General features: G+C 42.8%; 17 protein-coding genes. 11 read left to right on the plus strand and 6 right to left on the minus strand.

The window, feature by feature from the left end; all coding sequences use genetic code 11:
* Positions 1-50 precede the first annotated feature (50 nt).
* Together pyrE and rph are read right to left on the minus strand one after the other, a co-directional pair.
* Positions 51-692: an orotate phosphoribosyltransferase gene (gene pyrE, locus CIK00_RS06700; protein WP_101768130.1), complete on the minus strand. Its 642-nt coding sequence runs from the start codon at positions 690-692 to the stop codon at positions 51-53.
* 164 nt (positions 693-856) lie between these two features.
* Positions 857-1573 carry a ribonuclease PH gene (rph, locus tag CIK00_RS06705; RefSeq protein WP_101768131.1) on the minus strand — a complete coding sequence of 239 codons (717 nt, stop codon included), beginning with the start codon at positions 1571-1573 and terminating at the stop codon, positions 857-859.
* 257 nt (positions 1574-1830) lie between these two features.
* Between rph and CIK00_RS06710 the strand changes: the two genes are divergently transcribed.
* The 7 genes from CIK00_RS06710 to CIK00_RS06740 all read left to right on the plus strand — a co-directional run bounded on the left by CIK00_RS06710 (position 1831) and on the right by CIK00_RS06740 (position 10592).
* Entirely contained in the window at positions 1831-2694 is an 864-nt protein-coding gene (locus tag CIK00_RS06710) for a YicC/YloC family endoribonuclease (RefSeq protein ID WP_101768132.1), read from the plus strand.
* A 211-nt stretch (positions 2695-2905) separates the two neighbouring features.
* Positions 2906-3532 (plus strand): guanylate kinase, encoded by a 627-nt coding sequence (gmk, locus tag CIK00_RS06715; RefSeq protein ID WP_101768133.1) that lies wholly within the window; start codon positions 2906-2908, stop codon positions 3530-3532.
* Positions 3533-3583: 51 nt separating this feature from the next.
* Complete coding sequence (rpoZ, locus tag CIK00_RS06720; protein ID WP_101768134.1) at positions 3584-3862, plus strand: DNA-directed RNA polymerase subunit omega; 279 nt, start codon at positions 3584-3586, stop codon at positions 3860-3862.
* 15 nt (positions 3863-3877) lie between these two features.
* Positions 3878-5980 carry a bifunctional GTP diphosphokinase/guanosine-3',5'-bis pyrophosphate 3'-pyrophosphohydrolase gene (gene spoT, locus CIK00_RS06725; protein WP_101768135.1) on the plus strand — a complete coding sequence of 701 codons (2103 nt, stop codon included), beginning with the start codon at positions 3878-3880 and terminating at the stop codon, positions 5978-5980.
* Between the two features lie 115 nt (positions 5981-6095).
* On the plus strand, positions 6096-6824 hold the full coding sequence (gene trmH, locus CIK00_RS06730; protein ID WP_101768136.1) for a tRNA (guanosine(18)-2'-O)-methyltransferase TrmH: 729 nt from the start codon (positions 6096-6098) through the stop codon (positions 6822-6824).
* Between the two features lie 2 nt (positions 6825-6826).
* On the plus strand, positions 6827-8908 hold the full coding sequence (gene recG / locus CIK00_RS06735) for an ATP-dependent DNA helicase RecG (RefSeq protein ID WP_101768137.1): 2082 nt from the start codon (positions 6827-6829) through the stop codon (positions 8906-8908).
* Positions 8909-9182: 274 nt separating this feature from the next.
* Entirely contained in the window at positions 9183-10592 is a 1410-nt protein-coding gene (locus CIK00_RS06740) for a uracil-xanthine permease family protein (RefSeq protein ID WP_101768138.1), read from the plus strand.
* Between the two features lie 87 nt (positions 10593-10679).
* On the opposite strand, the gene envZ is transcribed toward CIK00_RS06740, so the two are convergent.
* Both envZ and ompR read right to left on the minus strand, forming a co-directional pair.
* Positions 10680-12014: a two-component system sensor histidine kinase EnvZ gene (gene envZ / locus CIK00_RS06745; protein ID WP_101768139.1), complete on the minus strand. Its 1335-nt coding sequence runs from the start codon at positions 12012-12014 to the stop codon at positions 10680-10682.
* 3 nt (positions 12015-12017) lie between these two features.
* Positions 12018-12737 carry an osmolarity response regulator transcription factor OmpR gene (gene ompR, locus CIK00_RS06750; RefSeq protein WP_101768140.1) on the minus strand — a complete coding sequence of 240 codons (720 nt, stop codon included), beginning with the start codon at positions 12735-12737 and terminating at the stop codon, positions 12018-12020.
* A 416-nt stretch (positions 12738-13153) separates the two neighbouring features.
* Between ompR and greB the strand changes: the two genes are divergently transcribed.
* Positions 13154-13627 (plus strand): transcription elongation factor GreB, encoded by a 474-nt coding sequence (greB, locus tag CIK00_RS06755; RefSeq protein WP_101768193.1) that lies wholly within the window; start codon positions 13154-13156, stop codon positions 13625-13627.
* A 118-nt stretch (positions 13628-13745) separates the two neighbouring features.
* The gene (locus CIK00_RS06760; protein WP_101768141.1) at positions 13746-16076 is read left to right on the plus strand and encodes a Tex family protein; all 2331 of its coding nucleotides are present in this window, start codon (positions 13746-13748) and stop codon (positions 16074-16076) included.
* A gap of 56 nt (positions 16077-16132) precedes the next feature.
* On the opposite strand, the gene CIK00_RS06765 is transcribed toward CIK00_RS06760, so the two are convergent.
* Positions 16133-16591 (minus strand): ATP-dependent Lon protease, encoded by a 459-nt coding sequence (locus CIK00_RS06765; RefSeq protein ID WP_101768142.1) that lies wholly within the window; start codon positions 16589-16591, stop codon positions 16133-16135.
* 134 nt (positions 16592-16725) lie between these two features.
* A complete protein-coding gene (gene bioH, locus CIK00_RS06770) occupies positions 16726-17490 on the minus strand; it encodes a pimeloyl-ACP methyl ester esterase BioH (RefSeq protein WP_101768143.1) in 765 nt (254 codons plus the stop codon).
* Between the two features lie 35 nt (positions 17491-17525).
* Between bioH and CIK00_RS06775 the strand changes: the two genes are divergently transcribed.
* Positions 17526-18236, plus strand: coding sequence for a phosphoribosyltransferase family protein (locus CIK00_RS06775; protein ID WP_101768144.1), 711 nt, complete (start codon positions 17526-17528; stop codon positions 18234-18236).
* 126 nt (positions 18237-18362) lie between these two features.
* Positions 18363-18950 (plus strand): Fe-S biogenesis protein NfuA, encoded by a 588-nt coding sequence (gene nfuA, locus CIK00_RS06780; protein ID WP_167388531.1) that lies wholly within the window; start codon positions 18363-18365, stop codon positions 18948-18950.
* Positions 18951-19002 lie beyond the last annotated feature (52 nt).

Genomic DNA, 19002 nt, shown 5'->3' on the forward strand with positions numbered 1-19002 from the left:
GAGTCCATTGACCCTCGCTTTTTTATTACCGCTTACGGATTAAACCGCTATCACACGCCATATTGAGTACGGTACGCGGTGACAGATGCTAAATGTTGTTCCATATCCGCTTGTTCGCTTAAGTAGGTGACGACATCCCCTAGCGATACAATTGAAATCACGGCACAACCAAAGTCACGTTCAACTTCTTGAATCGCAGATAATTCACTTTGGCCTTTTTCTTGGCGATCAATTGCGACTAATACGCCCGCTAAATCAGCACCGTTCGCTTTAATGATTTCCATTGATTCACGAATGGCCGTTCCTGCGGTGATCACATCATCAACTAACATAATACGACCAACAAGATCACTCCCAACAAGATTGCCACCTTCACCGTGATTTTTAGCTTCTTTACGGTTAAAGCAATATGGCGTATCAATATCATGGTGATCCGCTAATGCCACAGCCGTCGTCGTTGCAATGGGGATCCCTTTGTACGCAGGGCCAAACAACACATCAAATTCAAGCTTGGCGTCAACCAATGCTGCAGCATAAAAACGGCCTAGACGCGCAAGATCACGACCAGTGTTAAATAATCCCGCATTAAAGAAATACGGACTCTTACGGCCGGACTTCAGAGTGAACTCACCAAACTTCAATACACCTTTCTCTAGGGCAAATTCGATGAACTGACGCTGATATGCTTTCATTGTGGCTCCTTAAAACGACTTTCGTGTTTTACAATATTGAAATGGAAGCAACCTTTACATTACGGCTAAGCATGTAAAACTGTTGCGGCTAAAAATTACGACTATTCCTATAGCCAATAAAATTTAGATAAAAAAAAGCGGCTCCAATAGGAACCGCTTAATCATTAATTTTCTAAGACTTGTTTTTGCATCGATATAATCTCAGTTATACCGTCTTTGGCCAGTGCGAGCATTGCCAACAACTCTTCATGACTGAACGCCTCACCTTCGGCGGTCCCTTGAATTTCAATCATCTTGCCATCTTCGGTCATCACTACATTCATGTCAGTTTCAGCGGCTGAGTCTTCAAGATATTCAAGATCGCAAATTGGCTCGCCTTTATAGATACCAACAGAAACGGCAGCAACCATTCCTTTAAGTGGATTTTTCTTAATCATACCTTTTTCAAGCATATAATTAATTGCATCAACCAACGCTACCATTGCACCCGTAATAGAAGCAGTTCGTGTACCACCATCAGCTTGAATCACATCACAATCAATAGTGATCATTTGCTCGCCAAGGACTTTTAAATCAACCGCTGCACGTAAACTACGCGCAATCAGACGTTGAATTTCCATGGTACGACCGCCTTGTTTACCACTGGCAGCTTCACGACGATTACGAGTATGCGTTGCACGTGGCAACATGCCATATTCTGCAGTCACCCAACCTTGGCCTTTACCTTTAAGCCAACGCGGCACATTTTCTTCAACACTAGCAGTACAAATTACTTTGGTGTTGCCAAATTCAACTAATACTGAACCCTCAGCATGGGCTGTATAATTACGAGTAATAGTGATTGGACGTACCTGAGTGGCACTTCTTCCGCTTGGACGCATCGGGATTTCCCTTTGGCTGGATGATATTAACCAGCGATTATAGCGACATCTCAATCCCAGTGCACGAGAAACCCACGGCTATAACGATGGATTCAACCTTGTTTTGCATTTACAACAGTAGCCCACAATGGACGATTTCGCATATAATGATAAAACTCGGTTACGACGCACCGCTATCGTTATTAACAGACCAGACTTACCATTGAATATGCTAAATCTAGCCGTCGAAACCATTATAACTAAAAGGTCACAAGCCAATGATCCATAGTATGACTGCTTATGCCCGTCGCGAAGTAAAAGGCGATTGGGGTACTGCTGTGTGGGAAATCCGCTCAGTAAACCAACGTTATCTTGAAACCTATATTCGTATGCCAGAGCAATTCCGTAGCCTTGAGCCAGTATTGCGTGAACGTTTTCGTAAACGTTTAGCGCGCGGAAAAGTTGAATGTAATCTTCGTTATGAAGCTAATATTGCGGGTAATGCTGAATTAACTATCAATGAAGCATTAGCAAAACAAGTGATTAATGCGGCACGTTGGGTAACAGAAACCGCTGGTGAAGGTAATATTGGTCCATTTCAGGTGCTTAACTGGCCGGGAGTGATGGAAGCACCAGAACAAGATTTAGATGTAATTAATAAAGATTTATTAACGGGCTTTGAGCTCGCAATGGATGACTTTATTGCCGCGCGTGCAAGCGAAGGCGACAACATGAAGCAGTTGATCGATCAACGTTTAGTAGCAATTTCAACAGAAGCTATCAAAGTACGCACTTTAATGCCGCAAATTATGATTTGGCAACGCGAGCGTATTATGTCTCGTCTTGATGAAGCTAAAGTTGATCTTGATAGCAACCGCCTAGAGCAAGAACTGATCATGCTGGCACAAAAAAGTGATGTTGCTGAAGAACTTGATCGCCTTGATTCACACGTAAAAGAAACCAATAAAATTCTTGCCAAAGGTGGCGCATGTGGTCGTCGTCTTGATTTTATGATGCAAGAATTTAATCGTGAATCAAACACATTGGCATCAAAATCAATCAATACTGACGTCACAGCATCTGCGGTTGAACTAAAAGTATTAATCGAGCAAATGCGTGAGCAGATTCAGAACATTGAGTAAATAATCCTGACTCAAGCTTTCCAAGCTGAGGATATATCTGCTTGGAAAGTGGTTTAAAAATGTCGTCTTATTGTAAAACCTCATCAAAGCCAGCTAGGCTTAAGTTAAGTTGACATAATAAAAAGATGAATTTTTAAGCAATCAGCTAATTTCAATTATGCGCAGATCGTGATAATCTTCGCGCCCTTCTATCACTGAGTGAAAATAGGCAATGAGCAAAGGTACTCTATACATCGTGTCGGCCCCAAGTGGTGCTGGTAAATCAAGTTTGATTAATGCCCTTCTTGAAACTAATCCGACCTATGACATGAAAGTATCCGTGTCCCATACGACCCGTGGCATGCGCCCGGGCGAGGAAAACGGCGTTCATTACAATTTCGTTAGCGTAGAAGAATTTACTGACTTGGTAGAACAAGGTGCATTCCTTGAGCATGCCGAAGTGTTTAGCAATTATTATGGTACTTCTCGTCCATGGATTGAGCAGCAATTAAATAAAGGTATTGATGTCTTTTTAGATATCGATTGGCAAGGTGCACGTCAAATTCGTAAACTAATGCCTCTCGCCAAAAGCTTGTTTATTCTACCTCCGTCAAAAGAGGAATTGGAGCGTCGACTTAATACTCGAGGTCAAGACAGCGAAGCCGTTATTGCCCGTCGTATGGAAGAAGCACGTTCAGAGATATCACACTATAACGAATACGATTATGTGATCGTTAATGATGATTTCGATGTCGCGTTAATTGACTTTAAAGCAATTATTCGTGCAGAACGATTGAAGCAAGACAAGCAAACTGCTAAATATAGAAGCATGTTGACTGCGCTACTAGCAGATCAGTAAGTTATTTTGTACAATTTTCTATCCCTAATTTAATAACCACTGGAGCCCTCCATGGCACGCGTAACTGTTCAAGACGCTGTTGATAAAATTGGTAATCGTTTCGATCTGATTCAAATTGCTTCTCGCCGAGCACGTCAACTGCAAACTGGTGGTAAGGAACCATTGGTTCCTGCAGAAAATGACAAATACACAGTAATTGCACTTCGTGAAATAGAAGAAGGCCTAATTACTAAAGATATCCTTGATGCTCGCGAGCGTCAGGAACTGCAAGAGCAAGAAGCAGCTGAATTAGCTGCGGTAAGTGCTATTGCTGGCGACCATCACCGTTAATCAGGAAACCAGGCATTGTATCTTTTTGATAGCCTGAAAGAAGTCGCAACCAAGTACCTGTCGGAGCCTCAACTTGAGGTGCTTCGGCAGGCTTATCTTGTTGCTCGCGACGCCCATGAAGGCCAAACTCGTTCAACAGGCGAGCCTTATATAATCCATCCAGTTGCGGTTGCCCGTATTCTGGCAGAAATGCGTCTTGATATTGAAGCACTGATGGCAGCCTTGCTGCATGATGTGATTGAAGATACCGAGGTCACTAAAGAGGATTTAGCCTGCCGTTTTGGCGATACCGTTGCCGAATTGGTTGATGGCGTATCTAAACTCGATAAACTAAAATTCCGCGATCGCAAAGAAGCACAAGCTGAGAATTTCCGTAAAATGATCATGGCCATGGCACATGATATTCGGGTGATTCTGATCAAACTTGCCGATCGTACGCATAATATGCGCACGTTAGGGGCTTTACGTCCTGATAAACGCCGCCGCATTGCTCGCGAAACCCTTGAAATATACTCTCCGCTTGCCCACCGCCTTGGTATCCATAACATCAAATCTGAACTTGAAGAGCTTGGCTTTGAAGCGTTATATCCCAACCGCTACCGCGTTCTAAAACAAGTCGTCGCAGCAGCCCGTGGCAATCGCAAAGAAATGATTCATAAGATCCACGTAGAAATTGAGGGTCGCCTTAACGATGCGGGGATAGCAGCAAAAGTATCTGGCCGCGAAAAGAATTTATACTCTATCTATAACAAGATGAAGAATAAAGAACAGCGCTTTCATTCGATCATGGACATCTACGCTTTCCGCGTATTAGTCAACGATCTTGATACTTGCTACCGCGTTTTGGGTCAAGTACATAACCTGTACAAACCACGCCCAAGCCGTGTGAAAGATTATATCGCCATTCCAAAAGCCAATGGCTATCAGTCACTGCATACCTCATTGGTAGGCCCTCACGGGGTACCTGTTGAAGTTCAGATTCGCACTGAAGACATGGATCAAATGGCAGATAAAGGTGTAGCAGCTCATTGGACTTACAAAGACGGTGAAACCCCTGGTACTACCGCCCAAATTAAAGCCCAACGTTGGATGCAAAGCCTACTTGAATTACAGCAAAGTGCGGGAAGCTCATTTGAGTTTATCGAAAATGTAAAATCTGATCTTTTCCCTGATGAAATTTACGTTTTCACCCCTAAAGGCCGTATTGTTGAATTGCCCGTCGGTGCAACCGCAGTTGATTTTGCCTATGCTGTACATACTGATATTGGGAATACCTGCGTCGGCTCTCGTGTTGATCGCCAGCCTTATCCATTAAGTAAACCACTTAAAAATGGCCAAACCATCGACATTATCAGCGCCCCTGGTGCTCGACCTAATGCCGCATGGCTTAACTATGTGGTCACTTCACGTGCGCGCACTAAAATTCGTCAAGTTTTAAAAACCATGCGTCGTGATGAATCAATAACTCTCGGTCGTCGTCTACTCAATCATGCCTTAGGTGGCGTGAGTATGCAGACTATCGCCCCAGAAAACATCACTAAAGTATTAAGCGATCTTAAACTTGAAACAATTGATGATTTACTGACTGAAATTGGTTTAGGTGAACTGATGAGTGTGGTGATTGCGCGCCGATTATTGGGTAACGCCGACGAACTAACAGCGAAAAGCAGCGATCGTCGATTACCAATTCAAGGGGCTGATGGTATTTTACTAACCTTTGCTAATTGCTGTCATCCGATCCATGGCGATCCAATCGTTGCCCATGTAAGTCCAGGCAAAGGCTTAGTGATTCACCGTGAAGAATGTGCCAATATTCGTGGTTACCGAAAGGAACCCGATAAGTACATGGCGGTTGAATGGAGCGAAGGTATTGAACAAGAGTTTATCACTAACCTCAAAGTCGATATGCAAAATCATCAAGGTGCTTTAGCCGGTTTAACCAATACTATTGCTGCAACTGGCTCTAATATCCAAGGTTTATCGACCGAAGAAAAAGATGGCCGTTTGTATACAATAACGGTACGTCTAACCACCAAGAGCCGCGTGCACTTAGCTAATATTATGCGTCGTATTCGTATTATGCCGGATGTAGTGCGGGTTGCTCGCCAAAAAAATTAACCTTATCTGCGGTTAATGATCTTAATAAAACGCCCACTTATGGGCGTTTTGTGTATTTGGCTTTCAATCCATATTATTATAACGTTATTCTTATTTTCGCAAATAGCATAACAATATGACCCCTGATCGCTTTCAACGTATCCATCAAGTCTTAGCCACTCGCCAACCTGATCTCACCGTATGTATGGAAGAAGTGCATAAACCCAATAATGTCTCAGCGATTATTCGCACCGCCGACGCTGTTGGGGTTCACAAAGTGCATGCTGTGTGGCCAAAAGAAGCAATGAAAGTATTAAGCCATACCTCAGCGGGAGCCCGTAATTGGGTTGAACTTGAAATTCACGACACCATGATCAATGCTATTAGCGCACTAAAATCCCAAGGTATGCAAATACTCGCCACTAATTTATCGACCACTGCAGTTGATTTTCGTGATGTTGATTACACAAAACCGACGGCAATTATTCTCGGTGGCGAAAAAAATGGGATCACAGCTGAAGCATTAGCACTGGCAGACCAAGACATCATTATTCCAATGGTTGGCATGGTACAGTCACTCAACGTGTCAGTTGCCAGTGCCTTAATTCTCTATGAAGCACAACGCCAACGCCAGAATGCAGGCATGTATGATCGCACCACCACCTTGCTTGATGACAGTGTGGTTAATCGCATTTTATTTGAACGTGGTCATCCAGTGTTAGCCAATGTCGCCAAACAGAAAAATCTACCGTATCCACAATTAGACGATCAAGGCCAAATTGTTGCCGATGAACAATGGTGGGCGGCAATGCAAGCGAAGAAAATCAAACGCCCAGTAGCAACTAGCGCAATAAAAAAGGATTAACCATGAGCGGACAACTCCTCAATACTGTCGCCCTCACCGAACTAGTTGGTATCGGCGCAAAAATGGCAGAAAAACTGCATAAAATCGGACTTAATAACGTCCAAGATGTGCTATTTCACTTACCATTACGTTATGAGGATCGCACCCGTATTTGGCCAATTAATCGCGTTGCGCCTGGGCAATTTCTAACGGTTCAAGGTGAAGTCAGCCATTGCAGCATTCAATTTGGCAAACGCAAAATGCTGACCGTAAAAATTGGCGATGATACTGGTTCAGTCACGTTAAAGTTTTTTAATTTTAATGCTGCGATGAAGAATAGTTTTAGTGACGGTAAACAAGTCAAAGCCTATGGCGAAATCAAAGGCAGCCAATTTGGACTTGAAATCATTCATCCTGATTACCGCCTTTTTTCAAAGCCAACAGAACTCAGTGTTGAAGAAACCCTCACGCCGGTATACCCAACCACTGATGGTTTACGCCAAACCACATTACGTAATTTAACCGATCAAGCTTTAGCGCTGCTTGAAAAATCAGCCGTAACAGAATTACTTCCCGCAGGGCTATACGACCAACAAATGACGCTGGCACAAGCGCTACAATTGATGCATCGTCCTACCGCTGACATTTCATTAGAACAACTTGATGCAGGTAAACATCCAGCTCAAAAACGACTGATTTTAGAAGAATTGTTAGCCCAAAACTTATCAATGCTAGCGCTACGCAGTAAAGGTCAACAACATCAAAGCTGGTCATTTTCTCCCCAAGATACACTCAAACAACAACTATTAGCGAGCTTACCGTTTACCCCAACAGGCGCACAGCAACGAGTAGTGGCCGATATTGAAGCGGACCTTACTAAATCACAACCAATGATGCGCTTAGTGCAAGGGGATGTAGGCTCGGGTAAAACCTTAGTCGCAGCCCTTGCCGCTTTACGTGCGATTGAACATGGTTATCAAGTTGCATTAATGGCACCAACGGAATTATTGGCAGAACAACATGTTGCCAACTTTAGCCAGTGGTTGAATCCAATGGGCATTGGTGTTGGTTGGATAGCAGGTAAACTTAAAGGCAAAGCGCGTGAAAAAGAATTAGTACGTATCGCTAATGGTGACGCCAAAATGGTGGTGGGAACCCATGCTTTATTTCAAGACCAAGTGGTATTTAATAACCTCGCCCTGATTATTATCGATGAACAACACCGTTTTGGTGTCCATCAACGGCTTGATCTCCGCGAAAAAGGCGCAACGAATGGATGTTATCCACATCAATTAGTGATGACAGCAACGCCGATCCCCCGCACCTTAGCCATGACCGCTTATGCCGACATGGATACCTCGGTGATTGATGAGTTACCGCCAGGTCGAACCCCAATTCAAACGGTGGCGCTACCAGATAGTCGTCGTCCGCAAATTATTGAACGTATTCGCGCCGCATGCCAACAAGAAGGCCGCCAAATCTATTGGGTGTGTACTTTAATTGATGAATCGGAAGTACTTGAAGCACAAGCAGCATCCGATACTGCCGATGAATTAACGCGGTTATTACCAGACATCAAGGTTGGCTTAGTCCACGGTCGAATGAAACCCAAAGAGAAACAAGCCATTATGGCAAGCTTCAAAGCAGGTGAAATTGATTTGCTGGTCGCAACAACAGTAATTGAAGTCGGGGTTGATGTTCCCAATGCCAGCTTAATGGTGATTGAAAATCCAGAACGGCTTGGATTAGCCCAATTACACCAACTACGAGGTCGAGTCGGTCGAGGTGAAATCGCCAGTCATTGTGTATTGCTTTACCATGCGCCACTAACCAAAACCGCACAAAAACGATTAGCGGTATTACGTGAAAGCAGTGATGGCTTTGTGATCGCAGAGCGCGATCTTGAAATTCGTGGCCCCGGTGAATTACTGGGAACGAAACAAACTGGCATTGCTGATTTTAAAGTGGCTGATTTGATTCGTGATCAATACTTAATTCCCCAAGTCCAAAAATTAGCCCGTCATATTCACGACCAATATCCTGATAATGCGATTGCAATTATCGATCGTTGGATTGGTCAACGAGAAAATTACTCTAACGCTTAACGCTTCTTTCATCACGGTTATAACAACCCAAAGTCATTAACCGTGATTCATTTCCTCTTTATATTTAGACCTACCGACCGCAATGATTAAAAACAAAGCAAACGATTGCTATTTTTCAAAAGATAACTACAATAGCCGCAAATTTACGCCACTTTAATCTCTGCCAGTGTTGATTTGGTTCTGAGTAACAGCAATCACAGACCACCGCCAACAACACAATCAATCGCCCATTCAGCGCGAATAATGGATACCAGAGAACCAGTTAGGATCATCTATGACTCAGCATCACACTAGCGTAACGCCAAGAAATTCTGACCTTGTTTACCGTTTAGATGATAGACCACCGTTGCCACAAACGCTCTTTGCAGCGACTCAACATTTATTGGCAATGTTTGTCGCAGTTATCACACCATCATTGATTATTTGTCAATCACTAGGCTTACCAGCAAGTGACACTAATACCATTGTCAGCATGTCATTGTTGGCATCAGGCATCGCTTCTTTTATCCAAATTAAAACCTTTGGCCCTATTGGCTCAGGGTTACTGTCTATTCAAGGTACTAGTTTTAATTTCTTAGGCCCAATCATTGGCGCAGGCTTGGCACTCAAAGCTGGCGGAGCAGATATTCAAACCATGATGGCGGCTATTTTTGGCACCATTATTTTTGCCGCTTTTACTGAAGTGTTTATCTCTCGCATTTTACAACACGCCCAGCGCATCATTACGCCATTAGTGTCTGGTATTGTGGTGACATTAATTGGTTTAACCTTAATTCAGATTGGCCTAACCTCGATTGGTGGCGGCTACAGTGCAATTGCCGACGGTAGCTTTGGCAGCCTTGATAATCTGATGCTTGCGGGGACGGTGTTAGGTTTTATTGTGTTACTTAACCGCTTTAAAAACCCTTACTTACGCGTGTCATCCATTGTTATCGCAATGGCAGCAGGAACATTACTGGCATGGATGTTAGGCATGATAAATACCAACATCACCAGCACGAATCCGTTAATTGCGATTCCAATGCCAATGCAATATGGCCTTAGTTTTGATTGGGGATTGTTAATTCCGTTAATGATAGTATTTGCGGTGACTTCCCTTGAAGCCATTGGTGATATTACGGCGACCTCTGAAACCTCGGAGCAGCCAGTAAAAGGGCCACTATATCTAAAACGAATCAAAGGGGGCGTACTTGCTGATGGTCTCAACTCGGCAATGGCGGCAGTGTTTAACAGCTTTCCAAACTCAACCTTTAGCCAAAACAATGGCATTATCCAATTAACTGGCGTAGCAAGTCGTTATATCGGCTACTTTGTCGCAGGAATGCTAGTTCTGCTGGGACTATTCCCTGACGTAGCCAGTCTGGTTCAATTGATTCCAGAACCAGTATTAGGCGGCGCAACCATCGTTATGTTTGGCACCATTGCTGCGTCTGGCATTCGTATTATTTCTCGCTGTCATCTTGATCGCCGTGCAATTTTAATCATGGCATTGTCTTTTTCAATGGGATTAGGCATCGCCCAAAAACCTGAAATATTGCAATTCTTACCTGAGATTATAAAAAGTATTCTCTCTTCAGGCATGGCCGCTGGCGGTATTACTGCGATTTTATTAAATATCATTTTACCCGATGATAATGCTGAACCTCTCGATCTGATTGACGAAGCAACAGCTACCGAAAACTAATTATTACCATCATTAAAAAAGCCCGTATCAAAATGAATGCGGGCTTTTTATATGACGTTATTATGCTAAAGAAACGCACTTAGACCATCACTGTTTTACTTTATGTAATGGCAAACTAATCTCAACTCTTAGGCCACCTTCACTACGATTACGTACTAAAATAACCCCTTCATTTTGATCAATGATCCGTTTCACAATCGCCAGCCCTAATCCAGTACCTTCCGTTTCATTACCTCGCGCAGAGTCACCACGAGTTAATGGCTGAAACATCTTTGTTACCTGATCAGGGGCAATGCCAGGTCCATTATCTTCAACACAGAACCATGCTGATTTACGATCAACAGAAGCGCCGCTAGACAGTTTGACCCAACCATTACCGTACCGTTGCGCATTAATAATTAAATTTGCAACGGCTCGTTTAAGTGCAACTGCATTAGCTGAAACTATGCCTGGAATCGGGGTTAATTGCTGTTCAATAACGTTGCCATAACTGCCTTCAGTATACGCAACATCTTCTAACAACAGATTAAGATCAACATCTTCTTCATCTTGTTTTTTAGTCGATTTCAAATAATCCATAAATTGACTAATAATGGCGTTACATTCTTCAGTATCAATAATCATCGAGTCGGCTAAGTAACTGTCCTCAGGTGACATCATTTCCGTTGCTAATCGAATCCGCGTTAATGGTGTTCGCAAGTCATGACTAACGCCTGCCATTAATAAAGCACGATCATCTTCAAGCTGTTTAATCCCTTGTGACATCTGGTTAAATGCCTTAGTTACTGAGCGAATTTCAGATGCACCTTGCTCAGGCAACTGTGGTGGCGTTTCACCACGTCCCACTTGCAATGCTGCTTGTTCCAGCTCGACTAACGGCCTATTTTGAATTCGAATAAACAACCAGCCGCCCGCTATTACAAGAAAAGCAATAATTAGGCTATAACGAAATAAAGGAGAAAAATCATCTTCTTGCAGTTCTGATAACGGAATTCGCATTAAAGAATTTGGCATCGCATCAGTTCTCATCCACAGTACATAACTATGGGCACCTAACAATAACCGCACATCCGTTGGTGAATGTAATTCACGTGACATTTCTTCACTCAAATAACTAATATGAGTGGCATCATTAAATTCTGCTGCACCTGGAGAATTAGGGGCATGTAACGTCACGCCTAATTCTTCAAGTAACTCTCGTCGAATGGGGCGATCAAGATGGACAGTTTGACCATCGGCCATCTTAATGTTTTCTTTCAGCATCAACTTTACTTCGTAAGCTAAAATACGATTAAACTGCTGAATACTAGGAAGTAGCGCGTAATTGACGATGGTCAGATACGAAAAAATCTGGCTTGAAATTAACAAGCCAGCTAATAATATCAGTGTTCGCGCAAAAGTACTTTTGGGCGATAACCGCATGGCTTACGCCTCACTACCATCAGGAACAAACACGTACCCTAAACCCCATACTGTTTGAATATAACGTGGGCGACTAGGATCTTCTTCAACCATACGACGCAGACGTGAAATCTGCACATCAATTGAACGTTCCATTGCTGAATATTCACGACCACGGGCCATATTCATTAACTTATCACGTGACATGGGCTCACGCGCATTGGTCACTAATGCTTTTAATACCGCAAATTCACCCGATGTCAGCGGCATTGGCGCATCGCCACGGAACATTTCACGCGTACCAAGATTAAGACGGAATTCACCAAACTCAATCACTTTACTTGAAATACTTGGTGCACCTGGTGCTTCAATGGTTTGACGACGTAATACGGCACGAATACGCGCTAATAATTCACGCGGATTAAACGGTTTAGGCAAATAATCGTCGGCTCCTACTTCAAGCCCAACAATACGATCAACTTCATCGCCTTTTGCCGTTAGCATCAAAATAGGTAGCATATTGTTAGCACTACGTAAGCGACGACAAATAGATAAGCCATCTTCACCGGGTAACATTAAATCTAATACCATCAGGTGAAACGTTTCACGTGCAAGTAAACGATCCATTTGCTCGCCATTAGCAACGCTACGTACTTGAAATCCCTGTTCAGAAAGATAACGCTCAAGTAATGCACGTAAACGCATGTCGTCATCGACCACTAATATCTTATAATTTTCCTTCATTTTTCACCTTCATCGATCACGATAGCGTAGTGTTACTAAATGTACGTAAGTCGTAATAACTAACGCTTAATTTGATTGTAGAGTGGCAATAATCACCAACACACAATAATCACTACATGTTATAAATTATAACATGCTAATTATTATCATGATTGTGTTATTAGTATTGTTATAACGTTTAACAATTACCCTTTTTATATGCCTTTATAGCATGGCGCTTCAACTCTGAACACTACTTTACCTGAGAGATTAATTTACGATACACACAAGGACACTTCTCGCCGTACTTACGCTATTTACAATTAATTCCTTCAGCGAATTAGTCCTCTTTAAAGGGGCGCAATTTATCATTATGCTACTTTCTATTTTGCACTATCGATGATAGAACAATGCCAAACTATCGTGCGAGAATGATGATGAGAACCAATTTAATCACCCGTGAAGGTTTTACTAAATTAGAGCAAGAATTAGATTATTTATGGCGTGAAGATCGTCCTGAAGTCACTAAAAAAGTCACTTGGGCTGCAAGTCTTGGTGATCGCAGCGAAAATGCCGACTATCAATATAATAAAAAACGGCTGCGTGAAATTGATCGCCGAGTTCGCTTTTTACGAAAACGTTTAGAAGCCGTTAGCGTGATTGATTACTCCCCTCAACAAGATGGCAAAGTATTTTTCGGTGCTTGGGTCGAAATTGAAAATGAAGCAGGAGAACAAAAAACCTTTCGCATTGTCGGCCCTGATGAGATTTATGGTCGTAACGATTACATCTCGATTGACTCACCAATGGCACGCGCGTTATTGAGCAAACAAGTTGACGATGACACGATAGTAACGACGCCACAAGGTAAAAAAACATGGTTTATTAATCATATTCGTTATCAAGATTAACCATGATCACAATCACCTAAAATCAGTTGTTTTAACACACTCTTCACCGCGGTTGACTTGCCAGATCAAGATTCAGCCGTAAAATGGAAGCTTAACGATCAACAAGAGATATCAACGGATGAGCAACGCTATCAACCAACAGATCGCCACCGAACTGAATGTCCGCACCGAACAAGTCAATGCGGCAGTCACCCTACTTGATGATGGTAATACGGTGCCATTTATTGCCCGTTACCGTAAAGAAGTCACTGGTGAATTGGATGACACCCAACTACGTAATCTAGAATCACGTTTAGGCTACCTGCGTGAACTCGATAGCCGCCGTCAGGTGATTTTAAAATCCATTACAGAGCAAGGTAAGCTAACAACAGCATTAGCCGCTGAAATCAATAATGCTGACAGTAAAACTCGCCTTGAAGATCTCTATCTACCTTATAAACAAAAGCGTCGTACTAAAGGTCAGATTGCTATTGAAGCAGGCATTGCCCCCCTTGCTGAATTGTTATGGAACCAACCACAACATTCACCAGAAACAGCGGCTGAGCAATACTTAAATCCAGAGCAAGGCTTTGCTGATAGTAAAGCGGTGTTAGATGGTGCGCGTGCGATATTGATGGAACAATTTGCGGAAGATGCGGCACTACTTGAAAAAATTCGTCGTCAATTAAATACGTCTGCAGAACTTACCTCTCGAGTCATTGGAGGGAAAGAACATGATGGTGCTAAATTTAAAGATTACTTTGACTATAATGAGCCGATTAAAAACATTCCGTCCCACCGTGCGCTAGCATTATTCCGTGGCCGTAATGAAGGTTTCTTACAACTATCACTCAATGCTGATCCCAATAAAGACGAAGCCGTTCGTAGCTCATATTGTGAAATCATTATTGCTGAACATTATAAGGTTACCCTTGGCTCACAAGCTGCCGATGCGTGGCGTAAACAAGTGATCAGCTGGACATGGCGCATTAAGATTTTAATGCACATGGAAACCGAGCTCATGAGCATTTTGCGTGAAAAAGCCGAAGATGGTGCAATTCAAGTTTTTGCAGATAATCTGCATGATTTATTAATGGCAGCGCCCGCAGGTCCACGAGTAACGCTAGCACTTGATCCCGGTTTACGTACGGGTAGTAAGATTGCTGTCGTCGATGAAACAGGTAAAGTTTTAGATACTGCGACCATTTACCCTCACCAGCCGCATAATAAAATCACTGAGTCAGCCAAAGTAGTTGTAGCGCTGATTAACAAGCATAACGTTAACTTAATTGCGATTGGTAATGGCACTGCTTCACGTGAAACAGATGCGTTTGTCGCGAAGCTTATTAAAGATAATCAGCTAAAAGTACAAAGTGTGATGGTCAGTGAAGCCGGTGCGTCGGTTTACTCAGCATCAGAATTAGCTGCAAAAGAATTCCCTAATATGGATGTGTCTATTCGCGGTGCAGTATCAATTGGCCGTCGTCTACAAGACCCATTGGCAGAGCTAGTTAAAATCGACCCTAAATCAATCGGTGTTGGCCAATACCAACATGATGTTAGCCAAAGCATGCTTGCGAAACGTTTGGATGTGGTAGTTGAAGACTGTGTAAATGCCGTCGGTGTAGATGTAAATACTGCATCAGCCGCGTTATTAACCCGTGTTGCAGGACTAAATGCCACCATCGCACAGAACATTGTTAATTACCGTGATGAAAATGGTCGCTTTGATGCGCGAACCGCCCTTAAAAAAGTCGCTCGTTTAGGGCCAAAAGCGTTTGAACAATGCGCGGGTTTCTTACGGATAATGAACGGTAAAAATCCACTAGATGGCTCAGCGGTTCACCCTGAATCTTATGCAGTGGTCAAAACAATATCAGCAGCCAACAACAAGCCTGTTGATGCAATTATTGGTAACAGTGACTTTTTGCGTAACCTTAAAGCCATTGATTATACCGATGCACATTTCGGTTTACCGACAGTAACAGACATCATTAGTGAGCTAGATAAACCTGGGCGAGATCCACGTCCTGAGTTCACCACAGCTACCTTTGCTGATGGCATTAATGAAGTAAAAGACTTGATTCCGGGAATGGTATTAGAAGGCGTGATCACTAACGTAACTAACTTTGGTGCTTTTGTTGATGTCGGTGTTCACCAAGATGGTTTGATCCATATCTCTGCCCTGTCTGATAAATTTATTTCAGATCCACGAGAAGTGGTTAAAGCCGGTGATGTGGTTAAAGTTAAAGTGATGGAAGTAGATATTCAACGCAAACGTATTGCGATGAGCATGCGTTTAAATGATGAACCTGGCCAAGAAAAGCCAAGTCGTCAATCAACGCCAGCACCTCGCCAGCAACCATCTCATCAACAGCCACGTCAAAACAACACATCTGCACCACAAAAGAATACCCCACCAATGGGTAACGCTTTTGCAGCTGCATTTGCTAATGCCAAGAAAAAATAATAACCACTGATGTAATTATTACCCCCAACAGCCAGACATTTGCTCTGGCTGTTAATTTAGATAACGCTAAGATACTGCGTGGGTGGGTTGGGTAATGTTGATTGAGCGTAATGATGACTCACCACACCTTTAGTACGTTCACTGGCACTGATTAGCGCTAATTGTTGTAATAGCTCTCGGGGCAGTTCAATGTGCATCGAATAACCTAATGGCTGATCTGGTGTCACATAATTATCGAGAGATAAAACCTGCACAATCTGTGCTAAGTGTTGTTGGTAACCTTTAAAAAATTTAGTTTGTGGCTGGCTATAATTAGGATGATCACTCGGGTCCCAACTCGATTTATTACGCTGTTTCTCTTCTGCACTAAGGGCATTTTCAGCGGCGGCCTCCCTACTTTCAACAATCGGTACAATCTTTTCACGCACACGGTTATCCCGCGCGACTTGATCCGTTAATGGATTAATGGTTGTCGCTAATACTGGCGTTGTTGACTGTAATGGCGCAATCACCATAGTAGATAATCCATTATCACCATACCCTCAAGGTTGTTATACCACTCTACTAATGATATCGACCGCTCCCGTTAATTATTAACCTAAATCGACCACTATAAATCCAATTATCTGACACAAAGCACTAAAACCAATCACGTCATAAAATTCTTTATTACCGTAATAAATTCATCCAAATGCGAAATAAACGGTGCATGAGATGCGTTAGCAAAAATATAACTCTGTGATTGAGGATATAACGCACCTAATAGCGGTTCAGTTTTAATCGGCACTAACGCATCTAAACGCCCATATAACCGTAACCATGGTTGTGATAACGCAGTTAGCGATTGGCGTAAATCAACGGTCTCTAATAATTCTAACCCTAGCGTTAAAGCCGCTAATTGCGGCTGCGGCCGAGATAACACGGCAGCTTTTAATTGCCGAATATCTTCTTTGGCGGTTTGACTACCCAATGCCTGTAAAACTAAAAACCGTTCAATAGTGAGCGCGAAATCGGCCACTAATTGGAGTTGAAAATTAGCCAAGACTCGCGGTTGAATACCCATCCAATCAGTTTGAGATCTAAAGCAAGGTGAACTTGCAACCGTGATCAATTGCGTTACCCGTTGAGGTGCAACCAAAGCGGCTTGAGTAGCAATAACCCCACCTAATGACCATCCTAACCACACTGCTTTTTCAGGAGCTTGCACTAATAACAGTTCGACAATGTCATTCAATGACGTCGCACTAGCATTGCCGTTATCACCATAACCCGGAAGATCGCACCAATGAACGCAATAGTGCTGACTTAGTCGCGGGATCACATCTTGCCATACTCCTGTATTCATTCCCCATCCATGAATGAGAACCAGATCAGGTCCTTGCCCTTCACAATGCCAATTAAACTGTGATGTCATTTATACTTCCTTTCATCAATTACGAACGAGGGATAATGATGCCAAACAGAGTGCCATCGTGGCGAGATAATTTATATCATCACTTATTATTTCAGCACTGTTCACTATGCCAACTTCCCTTAACTGCATCTGAACATTTTTGGTGCCACCATTGCCTATCTCAGTTTCCATCTTCTCCTTATTGTCAACATTGTGGCACCACCACCTTAACCACTATTGAACATTGTGGTCGTTGCTTAACCTCCCCACCGCTATGGCATCGTCTCTATCGTTTAGGCGAATATCAACCACCATTACAACAACTAGTGCACCAACTGAAATTTTGTGGGAAATTTTGGTTAGCACGACCACTGGCACAACAATTAGCTCATCAAATTACTCAACCTGCACCACTATTATTACCCGTACCTTTACACTGGCGGCGTTATTGCGGGCGCGGTTTTAATCAAAGTCATCAACTCGCATTAGCCCTTGGGACTATTTTAAATAGCCACGTTGATCACCATGCTTTTCAGCGTTTACGGCATACACAACCGCAACAACAACTGACACAAATTCAACGGCAACATAACTTACACCATGCGTTTCGATTACGACCAATAATCTTGCCTGAACATGTCGCTATTGTTGACGATGTCGTCACCACCGGCGCTACAGTAGATCAATTAACTCGGCTGCTAATTCGACACGGTGTAAAACAAGTAGATATTTATACGTTATGTCATACTGAACAATCAGTTAGTTAATCTTGCACAAAAAAGACGCGCATTAATTAATAAAACGTGGTCAAATAAAAAATGTCGCTTTAGAGATGCGACAATGACTCACAAAGAGTAGAATAAATAAAACTTACTAAATCAGTCAGGTATTACATCGTGTCTATGATCACTATTACTGAAAACGCTCAGCAGCACTTTAGCAAGCTACTTGCTCAGCAGCCTGAGGGTACTAATATCCGTGTTTTTGTTGTAAACCCAGGCACTCAAAGTGCTGAATGTGGCGTATCCTACTGCCCACTAGATGCGGTTGAAGCAAGTGATACGGAAATGAAACTTGAGCTATTCTCGGCTTTTATTGATGAATTAAGCCTCACCTTCCTTGATGACGCTGAAATCGATTTTGTCACAGATAAAATGGGCTCACAGCTAACATTAAAAGCGCCTAACGCCAAAGTGCGTAAAGTCGCTGATGATGCATCATTGATTGAACGTGTTGATTACATTCTACAGACTCAAATCAACCCGCAACTTGCTGGCCATGGTGGTAATGTTTCATTGGCTGAAATCACTGAAGATGGCGTTGCCATTCTACAATTCGGTGGTGGTTGTAATGGTTGTTCAATGGTTGATGTCACATTAAAAGAAGGCATTGAGAAAGAACTATTAGCACAATTTGAAGGCGAATTAACGGGCGCACGTGATATTACCGATCACGCCCGTGGCGATCACTCTTACTATTAATCGTTTCGAGCCACTTATTGTAAATAGCAAAAAGCCGCATCAAAATGCGGCT

The organism is Photobacterium carnosum (genome assembly GCF_002849605.1).
Lineage (GTDB): Bacteria > Pseudomonadota > Gammaproteobacteria > Enterobacterales > Vibrionaceae > Photobacterium > Photobacterium carnosum.